Source organism: Paramicrobacterium chengjingii, assembly GCF_011751765.2.
In the GTDB taxonomy this organism is placed as follows: Bacteria; Actinomycetota; Actinomycetes; order Actinomycetales; family Microbacteriaceae; genus Paramicrobacterium; species Paramicrobacterium chengjingii.
In genome coordinates, this window is the sequence record NZ_CP061169.1 from 1,853,708 (window position 1) to 1,878,755 (window position 25,048).

The following is a 25,048-nucleotide window of genomic DNA, read 5'->3' on the forward strand; positions in this document are numbered from 1 at the left end:
GAGACACAAGCGCCGCCGCGCTCCAGAGACCGCGGCGGCGCTTCACTTCGAGGAGCTAACTGAACCAGAGATCCAGTTCACGAGCCGCAGACTCCGGACTGTCCGAGCCGTGCACGAGGTTCTGCTGTACAGCGAGCCCCCAATCGCGTCCCAGATCGCCACGCACGGTACCGGGAGCCGCCGTCGTGGGGTCGGTGGTGCCGGCGAGCGAGCGGAATCCTTCGATCACGCGATCGCCGGCCACACGCACGGCAACGACGGGGCCCGACATCATGAATTCGACAAGCGGCTCGTAAAACGGCTTACCCTCGTGCTCTGCATAGTGGGCGGCAAGAAGGTTTCTGTCTGCTCGAACCATCCGAATGTCGACGAGTGAGTACCCTTTCGCCTCGATGCGACGGAGGATCTCACCTGTGAGGCTGCGTGTTACCCCATCCGGCTTCACCAGAACAAGTGTCTCTTCAACTGCCATTTAGCTTTCTCCTGCCTCGAACCTGTGGTTCTTCTCTCTGTCGATCCGGGTGCCGACGATCATGCAATAGATCCACATGATCAGAAACAGCCCGCCGACGACGTACATCTGGGGCATCACGATGCCGGTAGCAACGATAACGCCTTGGAGCACCCAGCCGCAGACCACGCCCCAACGAAATCGCAGCACAGGAATCACGGCAACCATCAGAACGCACAGGATGCCGCCAGCAACGAACGCTGTGACAGGATCCACCGCATTGAGCCCGTATGCGACAAGGGTAGCCAGAAAAACGATCAGCAGCTCGGCGCTGAAGACGATGGCCCCGAGGGTCGCCCTGACTCCTCCTCGTCTCACGACCAGTCCCGATCCTCGATGACGAGCAGCGCTTCCCCAGCGAGAATCACCGAGCCGGCAACGACGACGATACGTCCGGGCTCTTCGCTTGCCCAATCACGAGCGATGCTCAGCGATTCGTCAACGCTGTCATATGAATACACCGGCTTATCCGGGGAACCGTGCAGCACCTCCGCTGCGAGCTCTTCGGCGTCACGAGCTCGTTCCGACTCGACCTGCGTGGTGAATACACGTTCCGAGAGGGGCAACAGGTGACTCAGGATGCCTCGAGCATCCTTGTCGTCGAGCACGCCGATGACGAGCGCAATGTGCTCACTATCGAAGTATCGCTCGAGCGCTGCTGCAAGTGAGCGTGCCCCGTGCGGGTTGTGGGCTGCGTCGACGATGATCGTCGGCTGGGTCCCTGCGATTTCAAGGCGACCGGGAGTCGTTGCCTCACCAAGGCCCTGAGCGAGAACGTCAGCGTCGAGCGCGACCGTGCCATCGCCAAGGAATGTCTCACACGCGGCGATCGCCAGTGCCGCATTATGGCCTTGATGGTCTCCGAAGACGGGGAGGAACTGACTCTCGTAGGCGGCCGCTCGCCCGTGCACGGTGATCTGCTGTCCACCGACAGCAACCACATCGCTCGACAGCACAAAGTCGCGGTCTTCAAGCACCACGTGTGTTCCCACCTGGGCAGCAGCCTGATCAATCTTCGCGAGGGCTGCAGGTACCTGCACCGCCGAGACCACACGGGACCCTGATTTGATAATTCCGGCCTTCGTTGAGGCGATCTCTGCGATCGTTCCTCCGAGAGTTGAGCTGTGGTCGATATCGATAGGTGTGAACACCGCGACCGATGCATCCGCAACGTTCGTCGAGTCCCATTCGCCGCCCATTCCAACCTCGATGATGGCGACGTCGACAGGGGCGTCGGCAAAGCAGGCGAACGCGAGCGCCGTCAGGGCCTCGAAGAAGGTCAGGCGCACGTCCCCCGCCTCCCGAAGCTCCGCGTCGACCATCTCAACGTATGGTTTGATGTCGTGCCAGTTCTCTACGAGCTTCTCGTCGGAAATCGCCTCACCGTCAATCGTGATTCGCTCATTGAAGACACGCAGATGTGGGCTGGTGAACAGCCCCGTGCGCAGTCCGTGCACGCGAAGAATGCTCTCGATGAACCGAGATGTGCTGCTCTTGCCGTTGGTTCCCGTGAGGTGGATCACCGGGTACGCACGTTGAGGATCCCCCAGCAACTCGACGACGCGACGCGTGGGTGCGAGCCGCGGGCGCGGCCTGCCCTCCCCCGTGCGCGCGAAGAGCTCAGCGATGACGTCCGCCGCAGCCGCGGCGAATCCTGCGCTTCCGACGAGCGGCTCAGACATGTGTCTCCTTGATTCGGCTGACGGCAATGGAGACGCGGCCAGCATTGGCGAAGTCTCCGCCAGCAACAGTGTGTGTGTGTTCCGGTGCGAATTGGGCAAGTTCCGCGGCGAGATCGCCTTGGCTGACATCGCTCTCGACGTGCACGTTGAAGGCAACGGCGAGCGTTTCTGCCGCAAGACTGACGGCAGTGACCTGCGTGACGGCACTGGCATCCGCCTCGCTCTCGAACACGAGATCGAGCCTGATGCGATCGCTGACGTCGAAACCCGCTTCTTTACGCGTGTCCTGCACGGCACGCACCATGTCACGGACGAGACCTTCTGCTTCAAGGTCCACAGAGGTTGTCGTGTCGAGCAAAACGAATCCCGACTCAGAAAGCAGCCCAAGTGCGGTGTCCTCACCGGCATCCGCGGTCTCAAGTACCAGGCTGTACTCACCGGCAGAGAGTTGAATGCCCCCAGCCGTCACGACACCATCGACTTCGGTCCAGTTGCCTGTCTTCGCCGCCTTGATCACGTGCTGCACGTTCTTGCCGAGACGAGGTCCTGCTGCACGCGCATTGACTGTCAGTCGCGACGTGATGCCGAAGTCCACCGCGCTAGATTCCGTCAGAGAGACGAGAGTGACGTTCTTGACGTTGAGCTCGTCGCGCAAAATGTCTTCGAACGGGCTCAGTGCGCTGGCAGATGGCGTGACAATGGTGAGCTCGGCGAGCGGAAGACGAACACGGCGGCCTGCCTGCTTGCGCAGTGCCTGCCCAACCGAGCTGATCTCGCGCACACGATCCATCGCGGCGACCAGTTCGGCGTCCGCCGGGTAGTTTTCGGCGCGCGGCCAGTCCGTCAAGTGGACGCTTCGTTCTCCGGTCAGCCCCTTCCAGACCTTTTCCGTGACGAGCGGCAGCATGGGCGCGGCAACTCGGCAGAGTGCTTCCAGCACTGTGTAGAGCGTGTCGAAGGCATCGCGTCCCGTGCCATCAGCACCCACGCCCTTCCAAAAGCGATCACGAGACCGTCGCACGTACCAGTTTGTAAGCACATCAGCGAAGTCACGCAGCGTGTTTGATGCCAGCGTCGAGTCGAAATTGTCGAGATCCACCGTGACGCTCTCGACGAGCTGTCGGAGCTTAGCGAGAATGTATCGGTCGAGAACATCCTCCGAATCAGTTCTCGCTTCTGCGGCGTATCCGCCTTCGACGGCCGTGTTGGCGTACAAGGAGAAAAAGTACCAGGTGTTCCACAGCGGAAGGAGGAGCTGTCTGACACCCTCACGGATACCGGCTTCGGTCACGACAAGATTTCCGCCGCGCAATACAGAACTTGACATGAGGAACCATCGCATCGCGTCGGATCCATCGCGATCGAATACCTCGTTCACATCAGGATAATTGCGCAGCGACTTCGACATTTTCTGCCCATCGCTGCCGAGCACGATGCCGTGGCTCACGACGTTCTTGAATGCTGGCCTGTCGAAGAGCGCGGTCGAGAGAACGTGAAGAAGATAGAACCAGCCTCGCGTCTGTCCGATGTACTCGACGATGAAATCTGCCGGGTTATGCGTGTCGAACCACTCGCCGTTCTCGAACGGGTAATGCACCTGGGCGTAGGGCATCGATCCCGAGTCGAACCACACGTCAAAGACGTCCTCGATGCGACGCATTGTCGATTTCCCCGTCGGGTCATCTGGGTTCGGTCTGGTGAGTTCGTCGATATACGGGCGGTGAAGATCAGTTGGACGCACACCGAAGTCGCGCTCTAGCTCGTCGAGGGACCCATACACATCCACGCGCGGGTGATTCGGGTCGTCGCTCTTCCATACGGGGATCGGTGACCCCCAGTAGCGATTGCGACTGATCGACCAGTCGCGTGCATTCGCCACCCATTTGCCGAACTGACCGTCCTTCACGTTGTCAGGCACCCACGTGATCTCCTGGTTAACCTCGACCATGCGATCGCGGAACTCGGAAACGCGGATAAACCAGCTCGACACTGCCTTGTAGATGAGCGGATTGCGGCACCGCCAGCAGTGCGGGTACGAGTGAACGTAACTGGCCTGCCGAAACACACGGCCGTTATCGCGCAGCATCCGTGCCAGTGTCTTGTTCGCGTCAGACCAAAGCTCCCCCGCGACGTCAGCGACGCTCGAGAGAAACCTCCCCGCGTCGTCGACCGAGAGGATCACGGGGATGTCCGCGGCTTCACACACCCGCTGGTCGTCTTCACCGTAGGCAGGCGCCTGATGTACGATTCCGGTGCCATCCGTCGTCGTCACGTAGTCGTCGACGAGGATCTGCCACGCGTTCTCCGTGTGCCAGGTCGGGGCGTCGGCGTAGTAGTCGAAGAGACGCGCATACGTGACGCCCGCGAGTTCGGATCCAACAATGGTGCGCACAACGGCAGCTTGTGCAGCATCCGCAGATTCATACCCCAGTTCCTTCGCGTGCGCTCCAACGAGGTCGGAGGCCAGCAGGTAGCTGTCCGCGCCCGTAACGTCGCCGCTCGTGTCTGATGCGCCGTTCGGGCCAGAGGGAACCACCGCGTATTCGATCGTGGGGCCGACGACGAGAGCGAGGTTCGTCGGGAGAGTCCACGGCGTCGTCGTCCACGCGAGCGCCTTGACGTCGACGAGCCCAAGAGAGTCCGCCTTCGATCCGGTGAGGGGGAACGTCACCGTCAGCGTCTGGTCCTGACGATCCTTGTACACATCGTCGTCCATGCGGAGCTCGTGGTTCGACAATGGCGTCTGGTCTCGCCAGCAATAGGGGAGCACGCGGTACCCCTCGTAGGCGAGCCCCTTGTCGTGAAGCGTCTTAAACGCCCACAGAACGCTCTCCATGAAGGTGATGTCGAGCGTCTTATAGTCATTGTCAAAGTCCACCCATCGGGCCTGACGGGTGACGTACTCTTGCCATTCGCCGGTGTAGTGGAGCACAGACGAGCGTGCAGCTTCGTTGAATGCCGCGATGCCCATCTCTTCGATCTGGGACTTGTCGGTGATGCCCAGCTGCCGCTCCGCCTCAAGCTCTGCCGGCAGACCATGGGTGTCCCAACCGAAACGTCTGTGAACCTGCTTTCCGCGCATGGTCTGGAAGCGTGGAAACACGTCCTTCGCATACCCGGTGAGCAGGTGCCCGTAGTGCGGAAGTCCGTTGGCGAAGGGCGGGCCGTCGTAAAAGACCCACTCCGGGTCACCCTCGCGCTGTTCGATAGAAGCCTTGAACGTGCCGTCCTTCTTCCAGAAGTCGAGCACAGAGATCTCGACATCCGGAAACGACGGTGAGGGGGTCACTCCGAAAGCGGATCCCGTGTGGGTGGTGTCGTCTGACTGGGGGTACGGCATTTCGCTCCTGGCAGGTCGTCTATTCTCCTGCGAGGGCGGCAATGCCGCGGTACCACCTCACTTGCCCGATGATTGCTCGAGCCGCTTATTCTTTGGCTGTGACGGGCCAGCCCCGTTCGGTTCTACTGGGCACATGTGCCGTTCTTCCGAAGACTCCCCGGTGATGTCCGGATCGCTGTCGCTACGGCAAGTCTAACCGGTTGACGCTACGTGGTGTTACTGCTTGTGGCCGCCCCGTTCAAAATGCGGTGCGAACCCCACGCAGATCGGCGCGATGGCTTCGCGAACGTATACGTCGAGCGGGCCCCGACTGACGCCGTCGCCTGCCCACTGTGCTGCCGCCGTGGCGGCAGCAGCCGTCAGGGCGGCCGCGGCCGTCGCAGCCCGCACACTCGCGCCACTTCGAGCACGAATGAACGACGTGATGAGTTCGGTAACGGCAAGCAACCTCACCATTCCGGAGCTCAGAAGCACGTCACGCGTGCCCATGAGGTCGATCTGCGTCAGCGCCCACGGAACCCGGTTGGACGGATGCTCGGCGGCCACCTTCGTGAGAGCGGCTTCGACGTCACCAAGAACATCTCCGTTGGGAGAAAGAGAACCGAGGATGCCGCCCAGCGCACTGACCGTCTCATCCAGATCGACCCAGAGAACGTCGCTCTTCGACGAAAAATAGTTGAAGAAGGTATTGCGGCTGACGCCCGATCGGTTTGCAATGTCGTCGATTGTCGTACCTTCGTACGTCTGCTCGAGAAACAGCTCTGCAGCCGCTTCTTCAAGCATCCGTCGAGAAGACCTCCGCGGCCGACCTACACGCTGTTTTTCAGCCATTCTGACCCCCGCCCGTCACGCCGCTATTCTTTCACAGTGCGCGAGTTGAGCAGATGTGTATTCGTTGCCTCAGTTTTAGCTGGCTGCGGTCTCTACGACCTCGTCGATCTTGTCGCCGAGCGGAACCGCGAGAGTCGACGAGTACACCCAACTGATGTGATGTGTATCGCGAAACGCGAGCACTCCACCGATGACCGGAGGGCATTCGCCATCCACAATGAAGTAGTCGCTCATATCAATGAGCGATACGCGGGAGTCCCCGGTAGCGTCTGCAGCCTCAGCAAGCGGATCCTCGCCGAACGCGTCGTCTTCTGAAGCGGCGCACTCGGTAGCGGCACGCTTGCCGCTCACTGTGACGCAGCCCAAAACGTCGCTGCTCATTCGGGGTGTGTCGCGTACAGCGATGATGCTCGTGACGCTGTCCGGCAACTCGCTCCAGCGCTCCTCATAGGCCGAGATCGCTGTGTCTTGCCACGACTCCCCTGCGGCAGGCTTAACGGGGTTCGACGACTTTGCCGAAGTCACGACTGTGTCGATTTCCGAGTGCTCGTCGAGGTAGTCCATTGCCTCATCGTTCCAGGTGCTGCACGTCTCCACGAGCCTGGACACCTCGGCATCCGACTTCTCTGGCTCGTCTCGAGGAACCCCGATGAAGGGGCACGACGCTTTCGTGAGCACCTTGACGTGCCAGTTTCGCTTCTCCGCTGTCAACGACATCGCGCTCAGCCATTGCTCGGCGTGAGAGTCACCGACGAGCGCGATTACCTGGTCGGCATCGTCTTCATCGACGCCGTACTCGCACACCTTCAGTTCATCGTCGCGAGTGTTGGTGATGCACCGTTCCGGTGATTTGTCGACGAGAGCCGGGTCGGGAACAGCAGCGGTGTCGGGTTCAATGATGCAGTCCGAGCCGGGTTCCAGCGCAGCTCCGCCAAAACACGGATCCTGACTCGCGACACGTGTCTCGAGTTTCTTTTGGCTCGCCTGAACCTGCGCATCTGCAGCACCGACCCCGGTGAACGTCACCGCGACGACAGCGCCCATGGCAGCCGCCGTCGCCACGAACGTGAGGCGTGGCCGCCACGACGACGTCAGCCCAATGCGCACAGGATCTTCAATCCAGTTCTTCGAGGCCCAGGCCAGAGCCAGCGTTAGCGCGGTTATGACGAGCAGATCGAAGCCAGACAGCGACCGCTTCAACACGAACGGGGCAAGGATGACAATGGGGAAATGCCAGAGATACACGCTGTAGGAGACGTCTCCCAGCCATTGCATCGGGCGCACCGCGAGGATGCCGCGCGGAGACCACGCCGTCACCGGATCGTGGGCGATGATCACTGCAATCGTCGCGAGAACGGGAAGCAGTGCCGTGTACCCGGGGAACGGGGTCTCGCCGGTGTAAACGAGCGCGCTCACGAAAATGCCGCCGAGGCCAAGCCACGCCATTCCACTGCGTATGTTCGAGGGTATTGACTCGAAGAAGGCGGGACGCGAGACGACGGCGAGGGCAGTGAGGCCGCCGAGGGCGAATTCCCATGCTCGCGTTGTCGTAACGAAATATGCCGCAGAGGGGTCGAACGCCGTTTGCCAGACGGACCACGCGAACGAGACCACCGCAATCAGACCGATGGTGATTCCAATAGCCCGATGCGGGTGGGTCTTGCGCAGTCGCGTCGCGATCCACAGCGCGACGACAATCAGGAGGGGCCACGCAATGTAGAACTGTTCTTCCGTGGAGAGTGACCAGTAATGCTGCACCGGAGATGCCTGAGCCTCGGCCGCCATGTAGTCAACGGCCTGGTCAGCAAGCACCCAGTTCTGCCCGTACAAGGCTGACGCCGCTACCTGCGTGAGAAAACTTGGCTTGAATCCTGTGGGCACGATGGCCCACACGGCGCCAACGGTGAGCACGAGAACGAGTAGCGCCGCAGGCAGTAGACGCCGCGCACGGCGAGCCCAGAATCGTGGCAGGTCCACTCGCGAACTCGCGTCGATCTCGCGCAGAAGGTGCGCCGTGATGAGAAACCCAGAAATGACGAAGAAAACGTCAACTCCGACGTAGCCGCCCGGTAATGCCGCCGGCACGAAGTGGAAGACCACAACGATGCCCACGGCGATGGCCCGTAAGCCCTGTATATCGGTCCGCACTCCGGTCGTGCGTCCGCTCGTCTTTTGGGACATGAGTGGATCACCAGCCATTCGTCGACTACCCCCACTTTAGGGGTCGCACGTGTCGGTGATGCTCAGAGAGCATTCAGGGAGTGCTCGCATTCCGTGCAGTGGCGCCGGGAGGCTACGATGGACGAATACACTTTCCAGGCACGTTCACACGGTGCCGTCTATATCGAATCGGAGATGCGACGATGACTACTGTTCCCGACAAACCAGCGCTCGAGGGACTCGAAGAGACCTGGGGTTCCGCCTGGGAGCAGAAGGGCACGTACCGATTTGATCGAACGGATGCCGCTGCCGGCGGTCGTGCGTGCGTCTACTCGATCGACACACCGCCCCCGACAGCATCCGGTTCACTCCATATCGGGCACGTGTTCAGCTACACACATACCGATGTGATCGCGCGATTCCAGAGAATGTCGGGTAAGAACGTCTTCTATCCGATGGGATGGGACGACAACGGTCTGCCGACTGAACGCCGTGTGCAGAACTACTATGGCGTGCGATGCGATCCGTCGCTCCCCTACGAAACAGACTTTGTTCCTCCCCACAACGGCGATGGAAAAAGTATCAAGGCAGCTGACCAACAACCGATTTCACGGCGGAATTTCATCGAGCTTTGCGAAAAGCTGACCGTCGAAGACGAAAAGCAGTTCGAAGACGTGTGGCGAAGGCTCGGACTTTCTGTCGATTGGACCCAGAGCTACCGCACCATTGGCGACGAGTCGCTCGCCATCAGTCAGCGCGCGTTCTTGCACAGCCTGCAGCGTGGAGAGGCGTATCAAGCGATGGCGCCGACGCTCTGGGACGTCACGTTCCGCACTGCTGTGGCACAGGCAGAACTTGAAGACAAGGATCAGCCGGGAACGTATCATCGGCTCGCATTTCACCGTCCAGACGGCGGAACCATCGAGATCGAAACGACGCGCCCCGAGCTGCTTCCCGCGTGTGTTGCACTCGTCGCGCACCCGGATGACGACAGATTCAAGCCGTATTTCGGCACAACGGTCACGACTCCGGTGTACGGCGTCGAGGTGCCCGTGCTCGCCCATCACCTCGCCCAGCCAGACAAGGGCGCCGGCATCGCCATGATCTGCACGTTCGGCGACATTACGGACGTTGTCTGGTGGCGCGAACTCGATCTGCCGAATCGCACGATCATCGGCATTGACGGACGCATCATCGACGAGGTTCCCGAGGCGATAATCTCAGCATCGGGGCGCACTGCCTTCAGTGAGCTCATCGGCAAGACAGTGTTCTCTGCCAAGAAGGAGGTCGTGCGTCAGCTCGCGGAGTCCGGTGACCTCGTCGGTGAACCGAAGCAGATCACTCATCCTGTCAAATTCTTCGAGAAGGGCGACAAACCGCTTGAGATCGTCTCGACCAGACAGTGGTACATCGCGAACGGCGCCCGTGACGAAGAATTGAGGGCTCGTCTTCTCGAACTCGGCAGCGAGCTGAACTGGCACCCCGACTTCATGCGCGTACGTTACGAGAACTGGGTCGGTGGGCTCAGCGGCGACTGGCTGGTCTCACGGCAGCGATTCTTCGGCGTGCCGATTCCGCTCTGGTATCCGCTCAACGAACAGGGAGACGCGGAGTACGACTCCCCCATCGCCGCCGACCTCGGCACGTTGCCTGTCGACCCGTCGAGCGATGCGGCACCCGGATTCGATGAGTCGCAACGCGGTGAGCCGGGTGGCTTCATCGGTGAGGTCGACGTGCTCGACACCTGGGCTACGTCGTCACTCACCCCGCAGATCGCCGGTGGTTGGCACCGCGACCCAGAGCTGTGGAACCTCGTTCACCCATATGATCTGCGTCCGCAGGGCCAGGACATTATTCGAACGTGGCTGTTTTCGACGATGCTGCGCTCCGTGCTCGAAAACAACGTGAAGCCGTGGGCGAACACATCGATCTCTGGCTTTATCGTTGACCCCGATCGAAAGAAAATGTCGAAGTCAAAGGGCAACGTCGTCACCCCCGCCGACATGCTCGTCAAACACGGCTCAGATGCTGTGCGGTATTGGGCAGCATCCTCCCGGCTTGGCACGGATGCTGCATTTGACCCGCAGAATCCCACACAGATCAAAATCGGCCGTCGGCTGGCCATCAAAATTCTCAACGCGTCCAAATTCATCTTGGGCTTTGAAGGATCGGATGCTGCCGAGGTCACCGAACCGCTCGACAAAAGCATGCTCGCGACGCTTAAGCGTGTGACGGCGGAAGCAAGCTCTGCTCTTGAATCCTACGATCACGCTCGCGCTCTCGAGGTGACGGAGAGCTTCTTCTGGACATTCTGTGATGATTACCTCGAGCTGGTGAAGGAGCGTGCCTACGAGACGACGAATCCGGCGAGGGCTTCTGCCGTGTCAGCGCTTCGGCAGGCACTGTCAACGCTGCTGCGCTTGTTTGCGCCGTTCGTGCCGTTCGCCACAGAAGAAGCCTGGTCGTGGTGGAACGAGGGTTCCGTGCATCGTTCTGCATGGCCAACGCCAGACGAGCTCGCCGTCGATGGCGACGAGAATATTCTTGCGCTGACGGGCACCGCACTCGTCGGGATTCGCCGCGCGAAGACTGACGCGAAGGTGTCTCAGAAGGTCTCGGTCGAACGCGCAACGATTGCGGCTCCTTCCCAACACATCGTCACGCTTGAAGCCGCCGCCGCTGACCTGGCAGCCGTCGGTCGCATTGCTCATCTCACATTCACTGCTGGCGACGACATCGCCGTCTCAGAGATCGTGCTGACACCGCCCGCTGAGGAATAGGGGACCGCATGCAGTTGGGTAAACGCTGGTCCGTGGGAACCAAGGTTCCGGCGGATCTGCCCCGCGTCGTCGTGAGTGCCGTCGGTGACGTCGAGGCAGAGCTGCGCTCCGACGGTGTCTCGTTCGAATCGTGGGCCTGGACTCTGACGTGGCTGGAGGGCCGTCCTGTCGTTGAACTCGACGATGGCACTGTTGTCACATATAACAGTGCCGAAGACACAGCGACAATCCGCCAAGAGACCGACGACGATGGAGACGACGACTACTGATATGTAGGTGTTTTTGTCAAGGGGGCAGAGTGAAACGGTCCCGGGAAGTGTAGGGCTTGTCCGGGACCGTTTCTGCTGGCATCTGGCGGAGTGGGGTCTGACGTGTCTTTCGACGTTAACACGGTCAAACTGATATGCGCAGGTTGGTTACTGCAGGGCGAAGCGTGCGATGGTGGAGCGGTGCCGCAGGTCTAGAGATCGAGCGTCGCCCGTCAGTGCTGATGGGCTGTTCATAATAGTAGAGCGGGTCATTCCACACGTGTTCGCAGACCTCACGGCCGTCGTGGTGTCAGCGGTCTGGGGTGTCAGTCAGTCATGATCGCGAGTGACCAGCACCAGCCGGAGAGTTCTCTGGCGATCGCGACGTTGGCGATTGTTGCCTTCTTTCGTCGGGCTACGAATTTCTCCCACTGCTTGTGGAGTCGTTCGTTTCCGGCTTGTCCGCGTAGTCGGGCTTCCTGTGAGGCATTTTGCTGTCGGAGCGTCAGTGCTGAGGTCGGTTGCTGTCGGAGCTGTTTGCGGTGGTGCCAGGCGGCCTCGACGAGGAGTCTGCGGGCATGGGAATTGCCGGTCTTGGTGATACCGCCGAGTCTGCGTGAAGTTCCTGACGAGTATTCCGACGGGGTGAGTCCGAGATAGGTGCCAATTGTTTTCCCGGTGAATCTGTCCCAATCGGCGATCTCAACGGCAAGCGCGAGACTAGTGAGCGCACCCATGCCACGCAGGCAACCCAACCGGGTCACCACAGGTGCGAATTCAGAAGCATCAGCCATTCTTTCAATTTCGGCATCGAGTCGGTCTCTGCGGGCAAGGACTTGCGCAACGGCTTCGTAGGATGCATCGAACGCGTATTGGTAAGCGATTGTGCCTGCGCGATGCTCCCGGATCCACACGTCGTGCTTGCGAGTCCATGTGCCACCTCCGTCGTAAACATGCCCGTGACGAAGAAGCAGTTTTGAGAGACGATGGCGTGAGGCCATGAGGTCATGGCGGCAGTCTTCCCGCGCCCGGACAAGATCGCGTGCAGTCTCCTCGTCAATAGTGGGGACACGCACGGGGGTGATCTGTCCAAGCTGGAGGAGATGCGCCAAATGCAGAGCATCATTCTTATCGGTTTTGACACGGTCACCTGGCGGACGCTGCAACTTCGATGGGGCGGCGATCACGCACGCGATGCCAGCACCTGTGAGGCGACGGGAGAGATCATAGCCTGTCGGGCCGGCCTCGTAAGTGGTGAGAGCCGGTACTGCGAGACCACGGACCCAATCGATCACCGCGGCCGGATCATAGGGAAACTTCTTCCAGGTAACTTCACCGGTATCGCTGTGAATTGCTTGCGCGACGATGGACCTGGCGTGCACGTCCAAACCCACGTGAGTACGATAGATGTTCAACTGGGGCCTCCAAGATCGACTGAGGAAGACCAACCCCGTCAAGGCTCCAGCACCTATGCTGGAGCCCCGCAAATGGCACGGCTGGTAAACCTCGATCATGCGATCTGGGGCCTCAGCCTTGTCAAGAGGTAGCCACAGTCATATCGTCTAGTCCGGCGTCAAACGCGACGCTCTTTTCGCGCGATGACTTCGCCGTGCGGAATCTCAAACCACCCGGCGTCGTCCCGTGCCCATTCTCGCCACGCCCGTGCGATGACGACGAGATCATCGGTTCGCGCAGCTCCAGACTCCAGAGCCATCACGGCGAAGTGTGAATCGGTGGCGCGTTCAGCCCAGGTATTTCCCCAACTCTCGCGCTCCTCCGGCGCTGAATAGCACCACACGGATGCTGACGAGGCCACGATTGTCCCGCCAGCGTTGAGGGCGAGGGCGCGCAGTCGCCTCCCGATGTCGGGATCGCCGTGCGCAAAACGGGCAGCAGCCAGATACGTCGTGTGCCAGCTGTCGAGTCCTGTGCTGTCGGGGTACCAGGAGCATCCAGAATAGATCGCATCGCGCACAGCAACGATTCCACCCGGCTTCACCACGCGGAGCATTTCGGTCATCACGCGGAGAGGATCCGAGACGTGCTGCAGCACCTGATGAGCGTGTACGAGATCGAACGTATCGTCTGGCGAGTCAATCTCGTAGCCGCTACCCGTGTCGAACGTCACATTCCCAATACCCTGGGATTCCGCAAGCACCGTTGCCCGCTCGGCCATCAGCGGCTCAACGTCGATCCCGAGTACGCGACCGGGCTGTACTCTGCGGGCTAGATCGACCGCGATCGTTCCCGGCCCGCTCCCGACATCGAGAACACGCATTCCCGCCGTGAGGAATGGAATGAGATAAGCAGCAGAGTTTTCAACGGTGCGTCGAGCATGCGAACGAACAACACTTTCGTGATGTCCATGAACATAAGGGTCGTGTGCACTCATATACCAAGGCTACCCGCGCAACTCATGCCGGCGACACACTCGATGTCTGTCGTTTACGCCGACTTCTCGCGTCGTGCGTGCGCCTCTAAAATCGGCTCGGCACCTTCGGTGACCGACTCTCGAGTAATGATTACTCGAGCAACGTTGTCGCTTGATGGCACATCGAACATAATCGGGCCAAGCACGTCTTCGAGAATCGCCCGCAGCCCGCGCGCACCCGTCTTGCGCTCCACGGCAAGGTCAGCGATCGCCTCGAGTGCGTCACTTTCAAACTCCAGCTCAACACCGTCGAGTTCGAACATCCGCTCAAACTGTTTGACGAGCGCGTTGCGAGGCTCGGTCAGGATCTGCATGAGCGCATGCTGATCGAGCGGAGTTACCGTCGTCAGCACGGGAAGCCGCCCAATGAACTCGGGAATCAGACCGAACTTATGGAGATCTTCTGGAAGAACCTCGCTGAACAGGTCTGCGTTGTCGTCTTGAGAGTGCAGCGGCGCGCCAAAGCCGATGCCGCGTTTTCCCGCTCGCGACGACACAATATCTTCCAAGCCGGCAAATGCCCCGGCAACAATAAACAGAACGTTTGTTGTGTCGATCTGAATGAATTCCTGATGCGGATGCTTTCGTCCACCCTGCGGGGGAACCGATGCAACAGTTCCTTCGAGAATCTTCAAAAGTGCCTGCTGAACGCCTTCGCCAGACACATCTCGTGTAATCGAAGGATTCTCGGCCTTGCGTGCGATCTTGTCGATCTCATCAATGTAAATAATGCCAGTTTCGGCGCGCTTTACATCGTAGTCAGCCGCCTGCAGAAGCTTGAGCAGGATGTTCTCGACGTCTTCGCCCACATACCCCGCTTCGGTGAGCGCCGTCGCATCGGCGACGGCGAAGGGAACGTTGAGCTGCTTGGCGAGCGTCTGCGCAAGGTACGTCTTACCGCATCCCGTTGGTCCAACCATCAGAATATTGCTCTTGGCGATCTCGACATCTTCGTTCATGCTGTCGGCGCTCGTGAGCGTTGTGCGCGCTTTGACCCGCTTGTAGTGGTTGTACACCGCTACCGCGAGGGACCGCTTCGCTGGCTCTTGCCCGATCACGTACTCTTCGAGGAAGTCGAAGATCTCACGTGGTTTCGGAAGCTCGAACTCGCCCGTTGCAGATTCGCCGGCTTCTGCAAGGCGTTCCTCAATGATTTCGTTGCAGAGTTCAACGCACTCATCGCAGATATAGACTCCTGGGCCCGCGATCAGCTGCTGAACCTGCTTTTGACTCTTGCCGCAGAAGGAGCACTTCAGCAGGTCGGCACTCTCACCGATTCGCGCCATTGGCGTGCCTCCTCAATTGGATGCTGTGCATAGAACGAGCCTAACGTCTTCGACCGACTTCGCACGCGAACCGTGACGCGTGTGTGTCATACAAAGAAACGGCGGCGGGCACGCGCCCGCCGCCGCTCCTCTCAATCATTCTTCTACTGTGTCAGGGCTGCCGGAGCATTTTTTCGGCTCGTGAGCACCTGATCGATCAGACCGTATTCCAATGCTTCCTCGGCCGACAAGATCTTGTCTCTGTCGATGTCCGTGTGAACCTGCTCCTGCGAGCGATTCGAGTGGGCAGCCAACGTCTCTTCGAGCCAGGTGCGCATCCGCATAATCTCGGCAGCCTGAATTTCAATATCCGAGGCCTGGCCCTGTCCGGCCTCGCCGACAGCAGGCTGGTGGATGAGAATACGGGCGTTCGGAAGCGCAAGTCGCCTGCCCGGACTGCCCGCTGCCGTCAGCACGGCTGCGGCCGAAGCTGCCTGCCCGAGTACGACGGTCTGAACATGCGGCCTGATGTACTGCATCGTGTCGTAGATCGCCGTCATTGCTGTGAAAGATCCGCCAGGCGAGTTGATATACATCACGATCTCGCGATCGGGATCCATGCTCTCGAGAACGAGCAACTGAGCCATGATGTCGTCGGCCGATGCGTCATCAACCTGCACGCCGAGAAAGATGATCCGGTCTTCGAACAGCTTGGCGTATGGGTCTTGACGCTTATAGCCGTAGGCCGTGCGCTCTTCGAAACTCGGCAGAATATAGCGCGAGCTCGGCATCTGCAGGGAGCGACCTGCCGCTTCAAAGGTGGGAGTCTGCATTATTGTCGTCCTCTTCTGACTACTTCTGAGAGCTGTCGGTTCCGCCGCCGCCAGCCACGTCGGTTGCCGACGCACGAATGTGGTCGACGAATCCGTATTCGAGTGCCTGATCCGCGGTGAACCAGCGGTCGCGGTCGCCGTCCTTATTGATCTGCTCGACGCTCTTGCCGGTCTGAGATGCCGTGATTTCCGCGAGGCGGCGCTTCATGTCGAGGATCAGTTGCGCCTGAGTCTGCACGTCGCTTGCGGTTCCACCGAAGCCGCCATGAGGCTGGTGAAGCAGCACGCGGGCGTTCGGCGTGATGTAACGCTTGCCCTTCGTTCCGCTTGTCAGCAAAAGCTGCCCCATGGACGCTGCCATCCCGATTCCCACAGTCACGATGTCGTTCGGCACATATTGCATGGTGTCGTAGATTGCCATGCCGGCCGTGATCGAGCCACCGGGTGAGTTGATATACAAGAAGATGTCGCGCTTCGGGTCATCGGCGGCGAGCAAGAGAATCTTCGCGCAGATCTCATTGGCATTCTCGTCGCGCACTTCTGAACCAAGCCAGATGATGCGGTCTTTCAGAAGCTGGTCAAAAACACTCTGGGCCACAAGGGGCTCTGCCATGTCGCGCTCCGTTTCGTTATCGCTACAGTACGAATCTAGTGGAGGAGTGGTCGGCACACGGGTCGTGTTCGCCGTGGGCAGATCATCCCCTCCGACAAGAACGGGACCGGGACCTTTCGGTTCCCGATCCCGTTCCCAGAACGATGGTTCCTATTTCGTCTCGTCAGATGCGGCAGCTTCCTCAGCGTCCGATGCATCGTCACCGGCTTCTGAAGCTTCGTCCTCAGCGGGCGGCAGGAATCCGGTCAGGTCGACATCGGATCCCGCTGTATCAACGATCTTGGCCTTGCCGAGAACGACGGCGATAGCCTTATTGCGCGCTACCTCGCCCACCATCTGCGGGATCTGGCCGTTCTCGTCGAGAACCTTGATGAATTCACCCGGTTCCATGCCGTACTGCGACGCGCCCTGGATCAGGTATTGGGTAAGTTCTTCCTGGCTCACCTGCACGTTCTCTTTCTCGACAATCGCGTCGAGAAGCAGCTGCGTACGGAAAGTCTTCTCGCTCGACTCGCTGACCTCCGCGCGGTGCTCGTCGTCTTCAAGACGGCCTTCGCTCTCGAGATGACGCTCAACCTCAGCATTGACGAGGTTCTCGGAAACCGGAATCTCGACGGCCTCAAGCAGAAGATCGACAGCCTTTGTACGGGCTTCTGTCCCCTGCCCGAATGTCTTCTGACCCTTCACCTGATCGACGAGGCTCTCGCGGAGCTCACCGATGGTGTCGAATTCGCTGGCGATCTGAGCAAAGTCGTCATCTGCGTCAGGAAGCTCGCGCTCCTTGACGGCACTGACCGTCACGGCAACTTCCGCGTCTTCTCCCTGGTGTTCTCCGCCAAGCAGAGGAGACGAGAAGGTCGTGCTCTCACCGGCCGTAAGTGATTCGACAGCCTCGTCCATGCCCTCGAGCAGCTCACCTGAGCCAAGCTCATACGAGACGCCGCTGGCCGAATCAACTTCCTCGCCGTCAATCGTCGCCGTCAAGTCGATCTGCACGAAGTCGCCGGTCTTCGCCGGGCGATCGACAGAAACGAGTGTGCCGAACCGCGTCCGCAACTCATCGAGAGCTGTGTCGATGTCGGTGTCGGTCACTTCTGCAGGCTCAACCTCAACTGTGAGACCCTCGTAGGCGGGAATCTCGAACTCGGGGCGAACGTCAACTTCAACGCTCACGATCAGATCACCTGTGAAGTCCTTGTCGCTGGGCCACTCGGTGACATCCGCTTCAGGACGGCCAAGGGTCTTAATGTCTTCTTCAGCGACCGCCTTGCGGTAAATCTCATCGAGCCCTTCGCTCACGGCCTGCTCGATGACCGCACCCTTACCCACACGCTGATCAATGATCGCGGGTGGAACTTTGCCCTTGCGGAAACCGGGGATCGAGATCTGTTCCGCGATCGCCGAGTAGGCACTGGTGATGCTGGGCTTGAGCTCCTCGGGGGGAACCGAGATTGTGAGCTTCACCCGGGTCGGGTTCAGCTTTTCGACCGTGGTCTTCACGATTATGCGTTCTCCTGTGATTTGGATTCTTACCTCGAACGAGGACGTACGTGGTCGGGGCGACAGGATTCGAACCTGCGACCTCCCGCTCCCAAAGCGGGCGCTCTAGCCAAGCTGAGCTACGCCCCGGCGCAAACGAACCGGTTGTGGACCTTCACCAAGGCTTAAGCAGGCGAATTGACCTCAAGCATTCTACTGTACTTCGTTCGGGCACAATTACCGCATCGGGCGATATAGCCCCACGGTGACGAACGCCGACAGCGACATCAGTGTACGCGAGAAGCTGAAACGTGTACTACGATATTCGAGTGCCCCTGGGCACGTGGGGATGTAGCTCAATGGTAGAGCCTCAGTCTTCCAAACTGATGGTGCGAGTTCGATTCTCGTCATCCCCTCCATGTAACACCGTTCGACGTGCGGTCAGCGATACGAGATCACAGGCGACAGGAGCAGGCAGGCATGAAGCTTCCGCGTCTCGAGAAGATCTGGACCGTCGCCGGCGTCGTCTGCTTTCTCGTCGGAGGGGTCTTGCTCGGAATCGGACGGTTCGGTCCGGGAACGATGCTCATGATCGCGTGCGTCGTCTGCCTCGGCTCCGCGATGGGGGCGCATCGCCGACGCCTCAAGCGCACCGAGAAGAACTGAGCGGGGCCTCAGCGCCCGCTGTGGAGTCTGGCGTTGTGCACATAGTGCTCGGCATTCGCGCGAATCGAAGCGACTTCGTCATCGGTAAGCTCGCGTCGAACCTTCGCAGGCACGCCTGCCACAAGCGAGCCAGACGGAACATTCGTTCCTCCCAGCACCACAGCGCCGCCGGCAATGAGAACCTCGTCACCGATGACGGCGCCACTGAGAACGACAGCACCCATTCCGACGAGAACAGTATTGCCGATGGTGCAACCATGCACCACAGCATTGTGACCGACGGAGACGTCGTCGCCAATGACGGTCGGAGATCCGGCATCCACATGAACGGCTACACCGTCTTGCAGGTTGCTGCGCGCCCCGACCGAAATAGCATCGGAGTCTCCGCGAAGCACGGCGTTGTACCAGACTCCTGAGTCCTCCCCCAGCGTCACGTTCCCCACGACCTTTGCACCGGATGCAACGAAGGCAGTCTCGGCAACGGCGGGCCGGCCGTTCGGCAGGGAGATTACGGATGCTGGATCGCTGATCGTCATACACCCAGGGTAGTTGCTGCCCGCGTGACACCGGTCTTTTGCGGTCAGATCTGATTCGCAGACGGCGTGCGAACCACGCGCGTGCCGCGATCTCCGCCATCATTGAGTTATGACGGGCGACGCGCAGCGAATAGCACCTGGGGGCCCCCGTCGCCGTCGCCTGACGACCGTGCTCGGCAGCGTGGGCATCGCAATCTCGTCATGCGTCCTGGTCCTTGTGCTGGCCGCAGCAGTTCCCGCTATCTGGCATATTCCTCTCAGCCTCTGCTTCGCCAGTGGACTTGCCGCCACGGTCCGACTGGCGACACGCAGAGGAAGACGTCTGTTCGCCACTGTCTGCGTTTTCGCTTCACTCCTGCCCCTCGTGTTCAGCCAATGGAGCGTGCGACAGTCCGGGCTCGCCATCGTCTCCGACCTTCACGTCTGGGCTTTCATCGCGACGGTGAATGGAGCACTTGCCGTGCTGCTGTTCACTGCGGCTCGAATCACGAGAACACGAACATACACTCCCGTTGGCGCGATCGCGGCCGCCGTTGCGCTCCTGGGCATCGGTATCTCACTCTTTCCCTTCGCCGCACCGTCGTCTCGCGCGTGGGCGGGAATGCTGCTCGTTGCCTACGCCAGTGCGGTCTGGCCGTTGTTTCGGCGTTCACGATCTGCACGCATCACGGTGCGGGCCGTGGCGGCGATCGCTAGCGTGCTCGTACTTGCGCTTGCCGCGACAACCTGGCCGAGCCTCACGTGGGGCACATCCCTGGCTTTTCTGATCACTTCGGGAGCTTTTGCTCTTCACCTGCTCTGGTCTCCCGTCGCCACGACTGAACGCGACAATGTTGCGCCGAAGACGATGCCGATCCAGGTGTTGAGCGACGGCCCAACACTCGCTCGAGAGCTCGGGGCGTGGAAAGCGGCTTCTGCGGTGGGTCTTGGGCTCGCCGTGAGCGGTGCGGCGGCGGCTCCCGTGGTTCACTTTACGTCGTTTGCACGCCAAATCGACGTCGCTGCCTGTCTCACCGCACTGGGCGCAATCGTCTTCGCGACCCTGTCCTGGAGATATCGTCACCACCGGAGCGCGCCCGGGTTTCGCGTGGCCGGGCTTGTCACGCTCGTAGTCTGCGCGTCCTCGGTCATTCCCGCGATTGGTATCGGCGTGATCGAAACCTGGTCGCGGATTGCACTCCCCAACTTTTCAGTATCGGCGGTCAGCGAGCATACGTTGGCGTACCCGGCTGTCAGCCCCTATATCTGGATCAGCCCTGCGGTGCTCACCATCGCGACGGCGATGTCACTTCATCTCTGGGGGCGACTCGGCGCCCTCAGTTGGCTTCCGCTTGCACTCGGGGGTGTGACGCTCATGATTGCGCACGCCACAGCACTGACGGTCGTCGCATCCGTTGTCTCATCGTGCGTTCTCGCTGTGTCGGCGACAGCGCTCTTCATTGTTCTGCGCCCGCGTCGTGGTCGCAGAGTCGTCTTGATCACGCTTGCGTTTCTCGGCGCAGCGTCTTCATTCGTCGTCGGCGCCAATAGCGCCGATGTCTGGCCGGTCGCCGCAATCGTCGCGCTGGGAGCCCTTAGTGCGCTTCGAATCGCCGTGCCACGACGTGTCGGACGCACAGACAGGCTTGCAATCGGTCCCGTCATGACGGCATCCATCGTGGTCCTCCTCATCTTCACGGCCCGGTGGATTCCCCTGTGGGCCCCGACCTCGTTTGCATCACCCTCCGCAGCATCCGCCCTGGCGACCGTCATCGCAGCGTCGGCGATCCTCGTCGTCACGTCGATTTTTGGGCACCGCCTAGTGAGCACCGAAGCGGCAGCGATGTCAGTTCTCTCAGCCCTGGCATCGGTGGTCGGCATCGCCGGTCTTGCAACGCTGACGGCCCCCGCGGCCCAACGTGATCTAGTTGTCGGGCTGGCCTGCGTTCTCGTCGCCGAACTGTCATGGCAGGTCGCTCGACGCGAACAGCACAGTGTCGCCCGGTACGTCACAGCGGTGCTCACACCGCCGACTGCTGTTTTGCTCGCTGTGGTGTCGTGGCGTCACTTCGGCCCGGCGATCTGGGGTGCTCCCGAACTCTTGGCGGTCAGCATCTCAGCGGTGCTCGCCGGGGCGGGAATTCTGCTTTTCAGAGACGCGCCCTCGAGCCGAGGGGAGCCACGTTCCCATCCAGCACGGCTGGGGTGGGACTCATCTATCGCCCTGACTTCGATTGTCACCGTTCCCGCGGCGCTGACAACGAGCGAATTCGGCTCGCTGAACCTCATCATGCTCGGGGTGCTGCCCGTGCTCTTCGCTTTGGGAGAAGGCTCACTCACTCGGAGTACGCGCCGGCGCAAGAACCTCGTCTGGGCATGCATCCCACCATTCGGCGGCGCTGTGTGGCTCACGCTTTCGTCTCGCGGCACCGCCGGCGTCGAACTCTACGCTCTTGCCATGGCGGCGCTCGTCTGCGCAGCTTTGGCCGTCGTCGCGTCCCGTCGTCCCTCGCCCCAAGCCCCGGTGCCTCCCGGGCGAAATCTGCTGACCATCGGCACGCTCGCCGTCTTCCTCGTTCCCTCTGTTGCGGTGAGTCACGGCGGATCTGTCGGACAAGCTGCGCTCGTTCTGCTCTTGGCAACTGTTCTTGCGTGTCTCGGCGCCTTTCTGCCTCCGCTCATCCGAGGGATACATCTCGCTCTCTGGCTTTGGAGCGCGGGCCTGCTCACCGTGACCTTCACAACGGTCATTCGCTCATTCGATCTTGTCGCCCACGCAGCCGGCACGTTTGGCGAGCTTCTCGCGTGGAGTGTGTGCGGTGCGGCCCTGCTGACGATCTTTGCCGCTCTGTGGTTGCGCAGGAGGCAGCCGCAGGTGAGACCGGCCTATGCCGCCCTCGCCAGCGCTCCCCTGGTGCTGTCGTTGCCGATCGCCAACCTGGTTGCCGTCGCAGAGGTGCCATGGTGGATGCTCGTGGTCGTCTCGCTCGGAACAACATCGTTTCTGTCGTATCCCCATGCACGGGGCTCTCGAGCGCACGACCTCGTCAGCTGGATGACGACGCTTGGTGCCGCGTTTCTCGCTGTCGGTACGATCACCGGGGGACATACTGCCGTTGAATTCGTTTCGGTTCCCGCTGCACTTCTTGCCATCGCCGTGAACCTGCGGGTTCTGCGTGAACATGCACAGGCAACGTCGGTGCGAGTCCTCGGCGTTCCACTCGGCGTGCTCATTCTGCCCAGCCTCGTGCAGTGCCTCACCGATCCCGCGCCCCTCCGCATCGCCTGGCTTGTCATCTGCATAGCCCTGACTGCGGCGTTTGGCGTGATGACCCGCCTCAAGGCCCCCATCGTCGCCGCAGGCATCGCCGCGCTCGTCGTTGTGCTGACGCTCGTTTGGCCCGCCGTCACGTTGGTCGCGTCGGGATGGGCTGCTGTGCTCGTTCTTGCCGGGCTGCTGATCATCGCCACGGTTGTCGTTCGGCTGTCGGGCTTGCCGATCGCCCGGGCCCTGCGGGGCATTGCTCAGCTGCGTTGAAAACACAGGTGTGCCTCACCTCATGAAGGTGAGCCATTGCTTGCTTGCGGAATATCGTGAGCGCAGTAACGTTGAATTCATCAAGAGAAGAAGAGGGACGATATGACTACTTCACAGACTGAGAAACTCACAAACGTCAACCCCGATGTGGCATCGGGCACTGCGCAGTTCCTTTCACCGCTGGTCATCGATCTCGAGGCCCTCGTCGTGAATGGAAAGCAGGCGCACTGGCACCTGCGGGGACACAACTTCATCGGTGTTCACGAGCTTCTCGACACACTTGTTGCCGATGTGCAGGAGTGGGCCGACCTCGCTGCAGAGCGCGTCGTCGCCCTCGGACTGCCTGTCGACTCGCGCCTTGCGACTGTCGCATCGAAGACGTCGGTTCCCGAACTGAGCGCGGGCTTCCGTCAATCAGAAGAAACGATTGTCGAGGTTGTCGCCATGCTTGATGCCGCGATCCAAACCGCTCGCACTGCCGTCGATGAGCTCGATGAGATCGACCTCAACAGCCAGGATGTGGCTGTTGAGATCGTCCGCGGACTCGAGAAGGACCGTTGGCTTCTTCTCGCACATATCGCGAAGTAACGTCGTACAAAAAGGGCCGGTTGCACACGCATCCGGCCCTTTTTTGTGCGGTCTCACGACTAGATGGCCCTGTGCGTCCAGCGCCCGTTGAGGATCGTTCCGCCCACCGTCATTGCACGCAGCTGCTCGGCGGTTGCTGCGAGCGGATCATTGCTATCGAGAAGCGCGAGATCTGCCGTGTCTCCGACGCGCGGCGTGAGCCGGCCGTGAGGGACGGATGCGGCGAGAGCCTCACGCGGAGTGATCGACTGCTCCGCGTGCCATGGCTCTTTACCGTCTCGTGCTCGAGAAACGGCTGCGGCGATCGCGGCCCACGGGTCGAGCCGCGCAACCGGAGCGTCGGAACCGAAGGCGAGCCTCACGCCAGCGTCGAGGAAGCTGCGCATCATGAACGAGCGTTCGGTGCGCCCTCGCCAGTATGCGTCGGCGATGTCACGGTCATCCATGGCGTGCTCCGGCTGAACGCTCGCGGCAACGCCGAGCTGAGCCATGCGTAAAACATCGCTTGGCCGCATCAACTGGGCGTGCTCGATGGTGCCGACAGCACCCGACTCTCCGTAGGCCGTGAGGGCAAGTGCGTTCGCCTGATCCCCGATCGCGTGGACTGCACAGTCCAACCCCGCTGACGCAGCCTTGCTCATGAGCGTTGTCAGGTCGGCAGGCTGAATATTCAGCATGCCGTTTCCAGCGCCTCTTCCTGAGTAGGGGTCGTCGCAATATGCGGTCCGGGCATTGAGAGAACCATCCGTAATGATCTTGAAGGGCCCCACGCTCACGAGACCATGCGTGTGCGGAATGACGAAACCCGACTGCAGTCTCTCCTCGATTGCACGATCGAGGTGCTGTGCATAGATGCCGAACGACACGCGAAGGTGCGTGGATCCTGCTTGCGTGCGCCGCTCCCAGGCATCCTTATTCCACGCCATCTCCATATCGGTGACGCCGGTGACTCCTCGCGCGGCAGCAGCCCGCGCAGCGTCATCTGCCCACGCATCGGACACCGGCTCAGGAATCTCGTCGAGCTGTCCCTGCACGGCGAAGGCTGCATCTTCCGTGAGCAAACCGCTGTGGTCTGACGGATAGCCGAAGCGATGGAGCGCCGCCGTGTTGAGCCAGACCGCGTGCAGGTCAGCCGACAGCAGCACCACGGGAATCTCACCCGCGACGGCGTCGAGAAGCGTGGCTGACGGTCTGTCACTCCACAGCGCGTCGCGAAAACCGACGCCCACGAGCGGGCCGTCGTGGTGCTGACGGGCTGCTCGCCCGAGGAGCGCGGCCGTCTCGGCGGCACTCGTCGCACCGGAGACATCGACCCGCTTGCTTGTGATCGACCAGAGGGTGAAATGCACGTGGTGATCCCACAGTCCGGGGATCACCACACGGCCGTCCACGTCGATGGGTTCGCCCGTGGCCGGCCGACTTGCCGTCGGCCGGATGTCTGTAATGACAGCATCCGTCAGTTCGATATCGACGGGATGCGGGGAGTCGATCAGTCGGGCGCGTGTGAGCGTCTGCACGTTCCCCTGGCCCGGGTGCGCGGCACGAAGGCGAAAAGTGGTCACGGGTTC

19 protein-coding genes and 2 tRNA genes are annotated in these 25,048 nt (G+C 60.8%); 6 read left to right on the forward strand and 15 right to left on the reverse strand.

Annotation, left to right across the window (positions count from 1 at the left end; all coding sequences use genetic code 11):
- Nucleotides 1-55: 55 nt before the first annotated feature.
- The 6 genes from ndk to HCR76_RS09090 form a co-directional block, all read right to left on the reverse strand.
- A complete protein-coding gene (gene ndk / locus HCR76_RS09065; RefSeq protein WP_166990178.1) occupies nucleotides 56-472 on the reverse strand; it encodes a nucleoside-diphosphate kinase in 417 nt (138 codons plus the stop codon).
- On the reverse strand, nucleotides 473-829 hold the full coding sequence (locus tag HCR76_RS09070) for a DUF4233 domain-containing protein (protein WP_166990180.1): 357 nt from the start codon (nucleotides 827-829) through the stop codon (nucleotides 473-475).
- Nucleotides 826-2,193: a bifunctional folylpolyglutamate synthase/dihydrofolate synthase gene (locus HCR76_RS09075; RefSeq protein WP_166990183.1), complete on the reverse strand. Its 1,368-nt coding sequence runs from the start codon at nucleotides 2,191-2,193 to the stop codon at nucleotides 826-828. The genes HCR76_RS09070 and HCR76_RS09075 overlap by 4 nt, the downstream gene beginning before the upstream one ends.
- The gene (gene ileS, locus HCR76_RS09080; RefSeq protein ID WP_166990185.1) at nucleotides 2,186-5,533 is read right to left on the reverse strand and encodes an isoleucine--tRNA ligase; all 3,348 of its coding nucleotides are present in this window, start codon (nucleotides 5,531-5,533) and stop codon (nucleotides 2,186-2,188) included. The genes HCR76_RS09075 and ileS overlap by 8 nt, the downstream gene beginning before the upstream one ends.
- A gap of 216 nt (nucleotides 5,534-5,749) precedes the next feature.
- On the reverse strand, nucleotides 5,750-6,316 hold the full coding sequence (locus HCR76_RS09085; protein WP_166990187.1) for a TetR/AcrR family transcriptional regulator: 567 nt from the start codon (nucleotides 6,314-6,316) through the stop codon (nucleotides 5,750-5,752).
- 123 nt (nucleotides 6,317-6,439) lie between these two features.
- A complete protein-coding gene (locus HCR76_RS09090) occupies nucleotides 6,440-8,545 on the reverse strand; it encodes an acyltransferase family protein (RefSeq protein WP_166990189.1) in 2,106 nt (701 codons plus the stop codon).
- Nucleotides 8,546-8,727: 182 nt separating this feature from the next.
- Between HCR76_RS09090 and valS the strand changes: the two genes are divergently transcribed.
- Both valS and HCR76_RS09100 read left to right on the forward strand, forming a co-directional pair.
- Nucleotides 8,728-11,304, forward strand: coding sequence for a valine--tRNA ligase (gene valS / locus HCR76_RS09095; RefSeq protein ID WP_166990191.1), 2,577 nt, complete (start codon nucleotides 8,728-8,730; stop codon nucleotides 11,302-11,304).
- Nucleotides 11,305-11,312: 8 nt separating this feature from the next.
- Nucleotides 11,313-11,573 carry a hypothetical protein gene (locus HCR76_RS09100; protein ID WP_166990193.1) on the forward strand — a complete coding sequence of 87 codons (261 nt, stop codon included), beginning with the start codon at nucleotides 11,313-11,315 and terminating at the stop codon, nucleotides 11,571-11,573.
- A 305-nt stretch (nucleotides 11,574-11,878) separates the two neighbouring features.
- On the opposite strand, the gene HCR76_RS09105 is transcribed toward HCR76_RS09100, so the two are convergent.
- The 7 genes from HCR76_RS09105 to HCR76_RS09135 form a co-directional block, all read right to left on the reverse strand.
- Entirely contained in the window at nucleotides 11,879-12,946 is a 1,068-nt protein-coding gene (locus tag HCR76_RS09105) for an IS110 family RNA-guided transposase (RefSeq protein ID WP_244971361.1), read from the reverse strand.
- Nucleotides 12,947-13,125: 179 nt separating this feature from the next.
- On the reverse strand, nucleotides 13,126-13,944 hold the full coding sequence (locus tag HCR76_RS09110) for a methyltransferase domain-containing protein (protein WP_166993177.1): 819 nt from the start codon (nucleotides 13,942-13,944) through the stop codon (nucleotides 13,126-13,128).
- Between the two features lie 53 nt (nucleotides 13,945-13,997).
- The gene (gene clpX / locus HCR76_RS09115; RefSeq protein WP_166993175.1) at nucleotides 13,998-15,269 is read right to left on the reverse strand and encodes an ATP-dependent Clp protease ATP-binding subunit ClpX; all 1,272 of its coding nucleotides are present in this window, start codon (nucleotides 15,267-15,269) and stop codon (nucleotides 13,998-14,000) included.
- A 143-nt stretch (nucleotides 15,270-15,412) separates the two neighbouring features.
- Nucleotides 15,413-16,081 (reverse strand): ATP-dependent Clp protease proteolytic subunit, encoded by a 669-nt coding sequence (locus HCR76_RS09120; RefSeq protein WP_166993172.1) that lies wholly within the window; start codon nucleotides 16,079-16,081, stop codon nucleotides 15,413-15,415.
- A 19-nt stretch (nucleotides 16,082-16,100) separates the two neighbouring features.
- Nucleotides 16,101-16,694, reverse strand: coding sequence for an ATP-dependent Clp protease proteolytic subunit (locus HCR76_RS09125; RefSeq protein ID WP_166993169.1), 594 nt, complete (start codon nucleotides 16,692-16,694; stop codon nucleotides 16,101-16,103).
- 150 nt (nucleotides 16,695-16,844) lie between these two features.
- Entirely contained in the window at nucleotides 16,845-18,194 is a 1,350-nt protein-coding gene (tig, locus tag HCR76_RS09130; protein WP_198248027.1) for a trigger factor, read from the reverse strand.
- Nucleotides 18,195-18,245: 51 nt separating this feature from the next.
- Nucleotides 18,246-18,323: transfer RNA gene (locus HCR76_RS09135), tRNA-Pro, on the reverse strand.
- Nucleotides 18,324-18,518: 195 nt separating this feature from the next.
- On the opposite strand from HCR76_RS09135, the gene HCR76_RS09140 reads away from it, so the two are divergent.
- Nucleotides 18,519-18,592: transfer RNA gene (locus HCR76_RS09140), tRNA-Gly, on the forward strand.
- Nucleotides 18,593-18,653: 61 nt separating this feature from the next.
- Nucleotides 18,654-18,839 (forward strand): hypothetical protein, encoded by a 186-nt coding sequence (locus tag HCR76_RS09145; RefSeq protein ID WP_166993166.1) that lies wholly within the window; start codon nucleotides 18,654-18,656, stop codon nucleotides 18,837-18,839.
- A gap of 8 nt (nucleotides 18,840-18,847) precedes the next feature.
- On the opposite strand, the gene HCR76_RS09150 is transcribed toward HCR76_RS09145, so the two are convergent.
- Complete coding sequence (locus tag HCR76_RS09150; protein WP_166993163.1) at nucleotides 18,848-19,375, reverse strand: gamma carbonic anhydrase family protein; 528 nt, start codon at nucleotides 19,373-19,375, stop codon at nucleotides 18,848-18,850.
- Between the two features lie 109 nt (nucleotides 19,376-19,484).
- On the opposite strand from HCR76_RS09150, the gene HCR76_RS09155 reads away from it, so the two are divergent.
- A complete protein-coding gene (locus HCR76_RS09155; protein ID WP_166993160.1) occupies nucleotides 19,485-22,892 on the forward strand; it encodes an SCO7613 C-terminal domain-containing membrane protein in 3,408 nt (1,135 codons plus the stop codon).
- Nucleotides 22,893-22,994: 102 nt separating this feature from the next.
- Nucleotides 22,995-23,480, forward strand: coding sequence for a Dps family protein (locus tag HCR76_RS09160; RefSeq protein ID WP_166993157.1), 486 nt, complete (start codon nucleotides 22,995-22,997; stop codon nucleotides 23,478-23,480).
- A gap of 59 nt (nucleotides 23,481-23,539) precedes the next feature.
- Here HCR76_RS09160 and HCR76_RS09165 read toward each other — a convergent pair whose 3' ends face one another.
- Entirely contained in the window at nucleotides 23,540-25,042 is a 1,503-nt protein-coding gene (locus tag HCR76_RS09165) for an amidohydrolase (RefSeq protein WP_244971362.1), read from the reverse strand.
- Between the last annotated feature and the right edge of the window lie 6 nt (nucleotides 25,043-25,048).

Excerpts from the sequence above, each read along its gene's own strand:
- ndk (WP_166990178.1), bottom strand. The coding sequence starts at position 472 with ATGGCAGTTGAAGAGACACTTGTTCTGGTGAAGCCGGATGGGGTAACA.
- HCR76_RS09075 (WP_166990183.1), bottom strand. The coding sequence starts at position 2,193 with ATGTCTGAGCCGCTCGTCGGAAGCGCAGGATTCGCCGCGGCTGCGGCG.
- ileS (WP_166990185.1), bottom strand. The coding sequence starts at position 5,533 with ATGCCGTACCCCCAGTCAGACGACACCACCCACACGGGATCCGCTTTC.
- HCR76_RS09085 (WP_166990187.1), bottom strand. The coding sequence starts at position 6,316 with ATGCTTGAAGAAGCGGCTGCAGAGCTGTTTCTCGAGCAGACGTACGAA.
- HCR76_RS09090 (WP_166990189.1), bottom strand. The coding sequence starts at position 8,545 with ATGTCCCAAAAGACGAGCGGACGCACGACCGGAGTGCGGACCGATATA.
- valS (WP_166990191.1), top strand. The coding sequence starts at position 8,728 with ATGACTACTGTTCCCGACAAACCAGCGCTCGAGGGACTCGAAGAGACC.
- HCR76_RS09100 (WP_166990193.1), top strand. The coding sequence starts at position 11,313 with ATGCAGTTGGGTAAACGCTGGTCCGTGGGAACCAAGGTTCCGGCGGAT.
- HCR76_RS09110 (WP_166993177.1), bottom strand. The coding sequence starts at position 13,944 with ATGAGTGCACACGACCCTTATGTTCATGGACATCACGAAAGTGTTGTT.
- clpX (WP_166993175.1), bottom strand. The coding sequence starts at position 15,269 with ATGGCGCGAATCGGTGAGAGTGCCGACCTGCTGAAGTGCTCCTTCTGC.
- HCR76_RS09120 (WP_166993172.1), bottom strand. The coding sequence starts at position 16,081 with ATGCAGACTCCCACCTTTGAAGCGGCAGGTCGCTCCCTGCAGATGCCG.
- HCR76_RS09125 (WP_166993169.1), bottom strand. The coding sequence starts at position 16,694 with ATGGCAGAGCCCCTTGTGGCCCAGAGTGTTTTTGACCAGCTTCTGAAA.
- HCR76_RS09145 (WP_166993166.1), top strand. The coding sequence starts at position 18,654 with ATGAAGCTTCCGCGTCTCGAGAAGATCTGGACCGTCGCCGGCGTCGTC.
- HCR76_RS09150 (WP_166993163.1), bottom strand. The coding sequence starts at position 19,375 with ATGACGATCAGCGATCCAGCATCCGTAATCTCCCTGCCGAACGGCCGG.
- HCR76_RS09155 (WP_166993160.1), top strand. The coding sequence starts at position 19,485 with ATGACGGGCGACGCGCAGCGAATAGCACCTGGGGGCCCCCGTCGCCGT.
- HCR76_RS09160 (WP_166993157.1), top strand. The coding sequence starts at position 22,995 with ATGACTACTTCACAGACTGAGAAACTCACAAACGTCAACCCCGATGTG.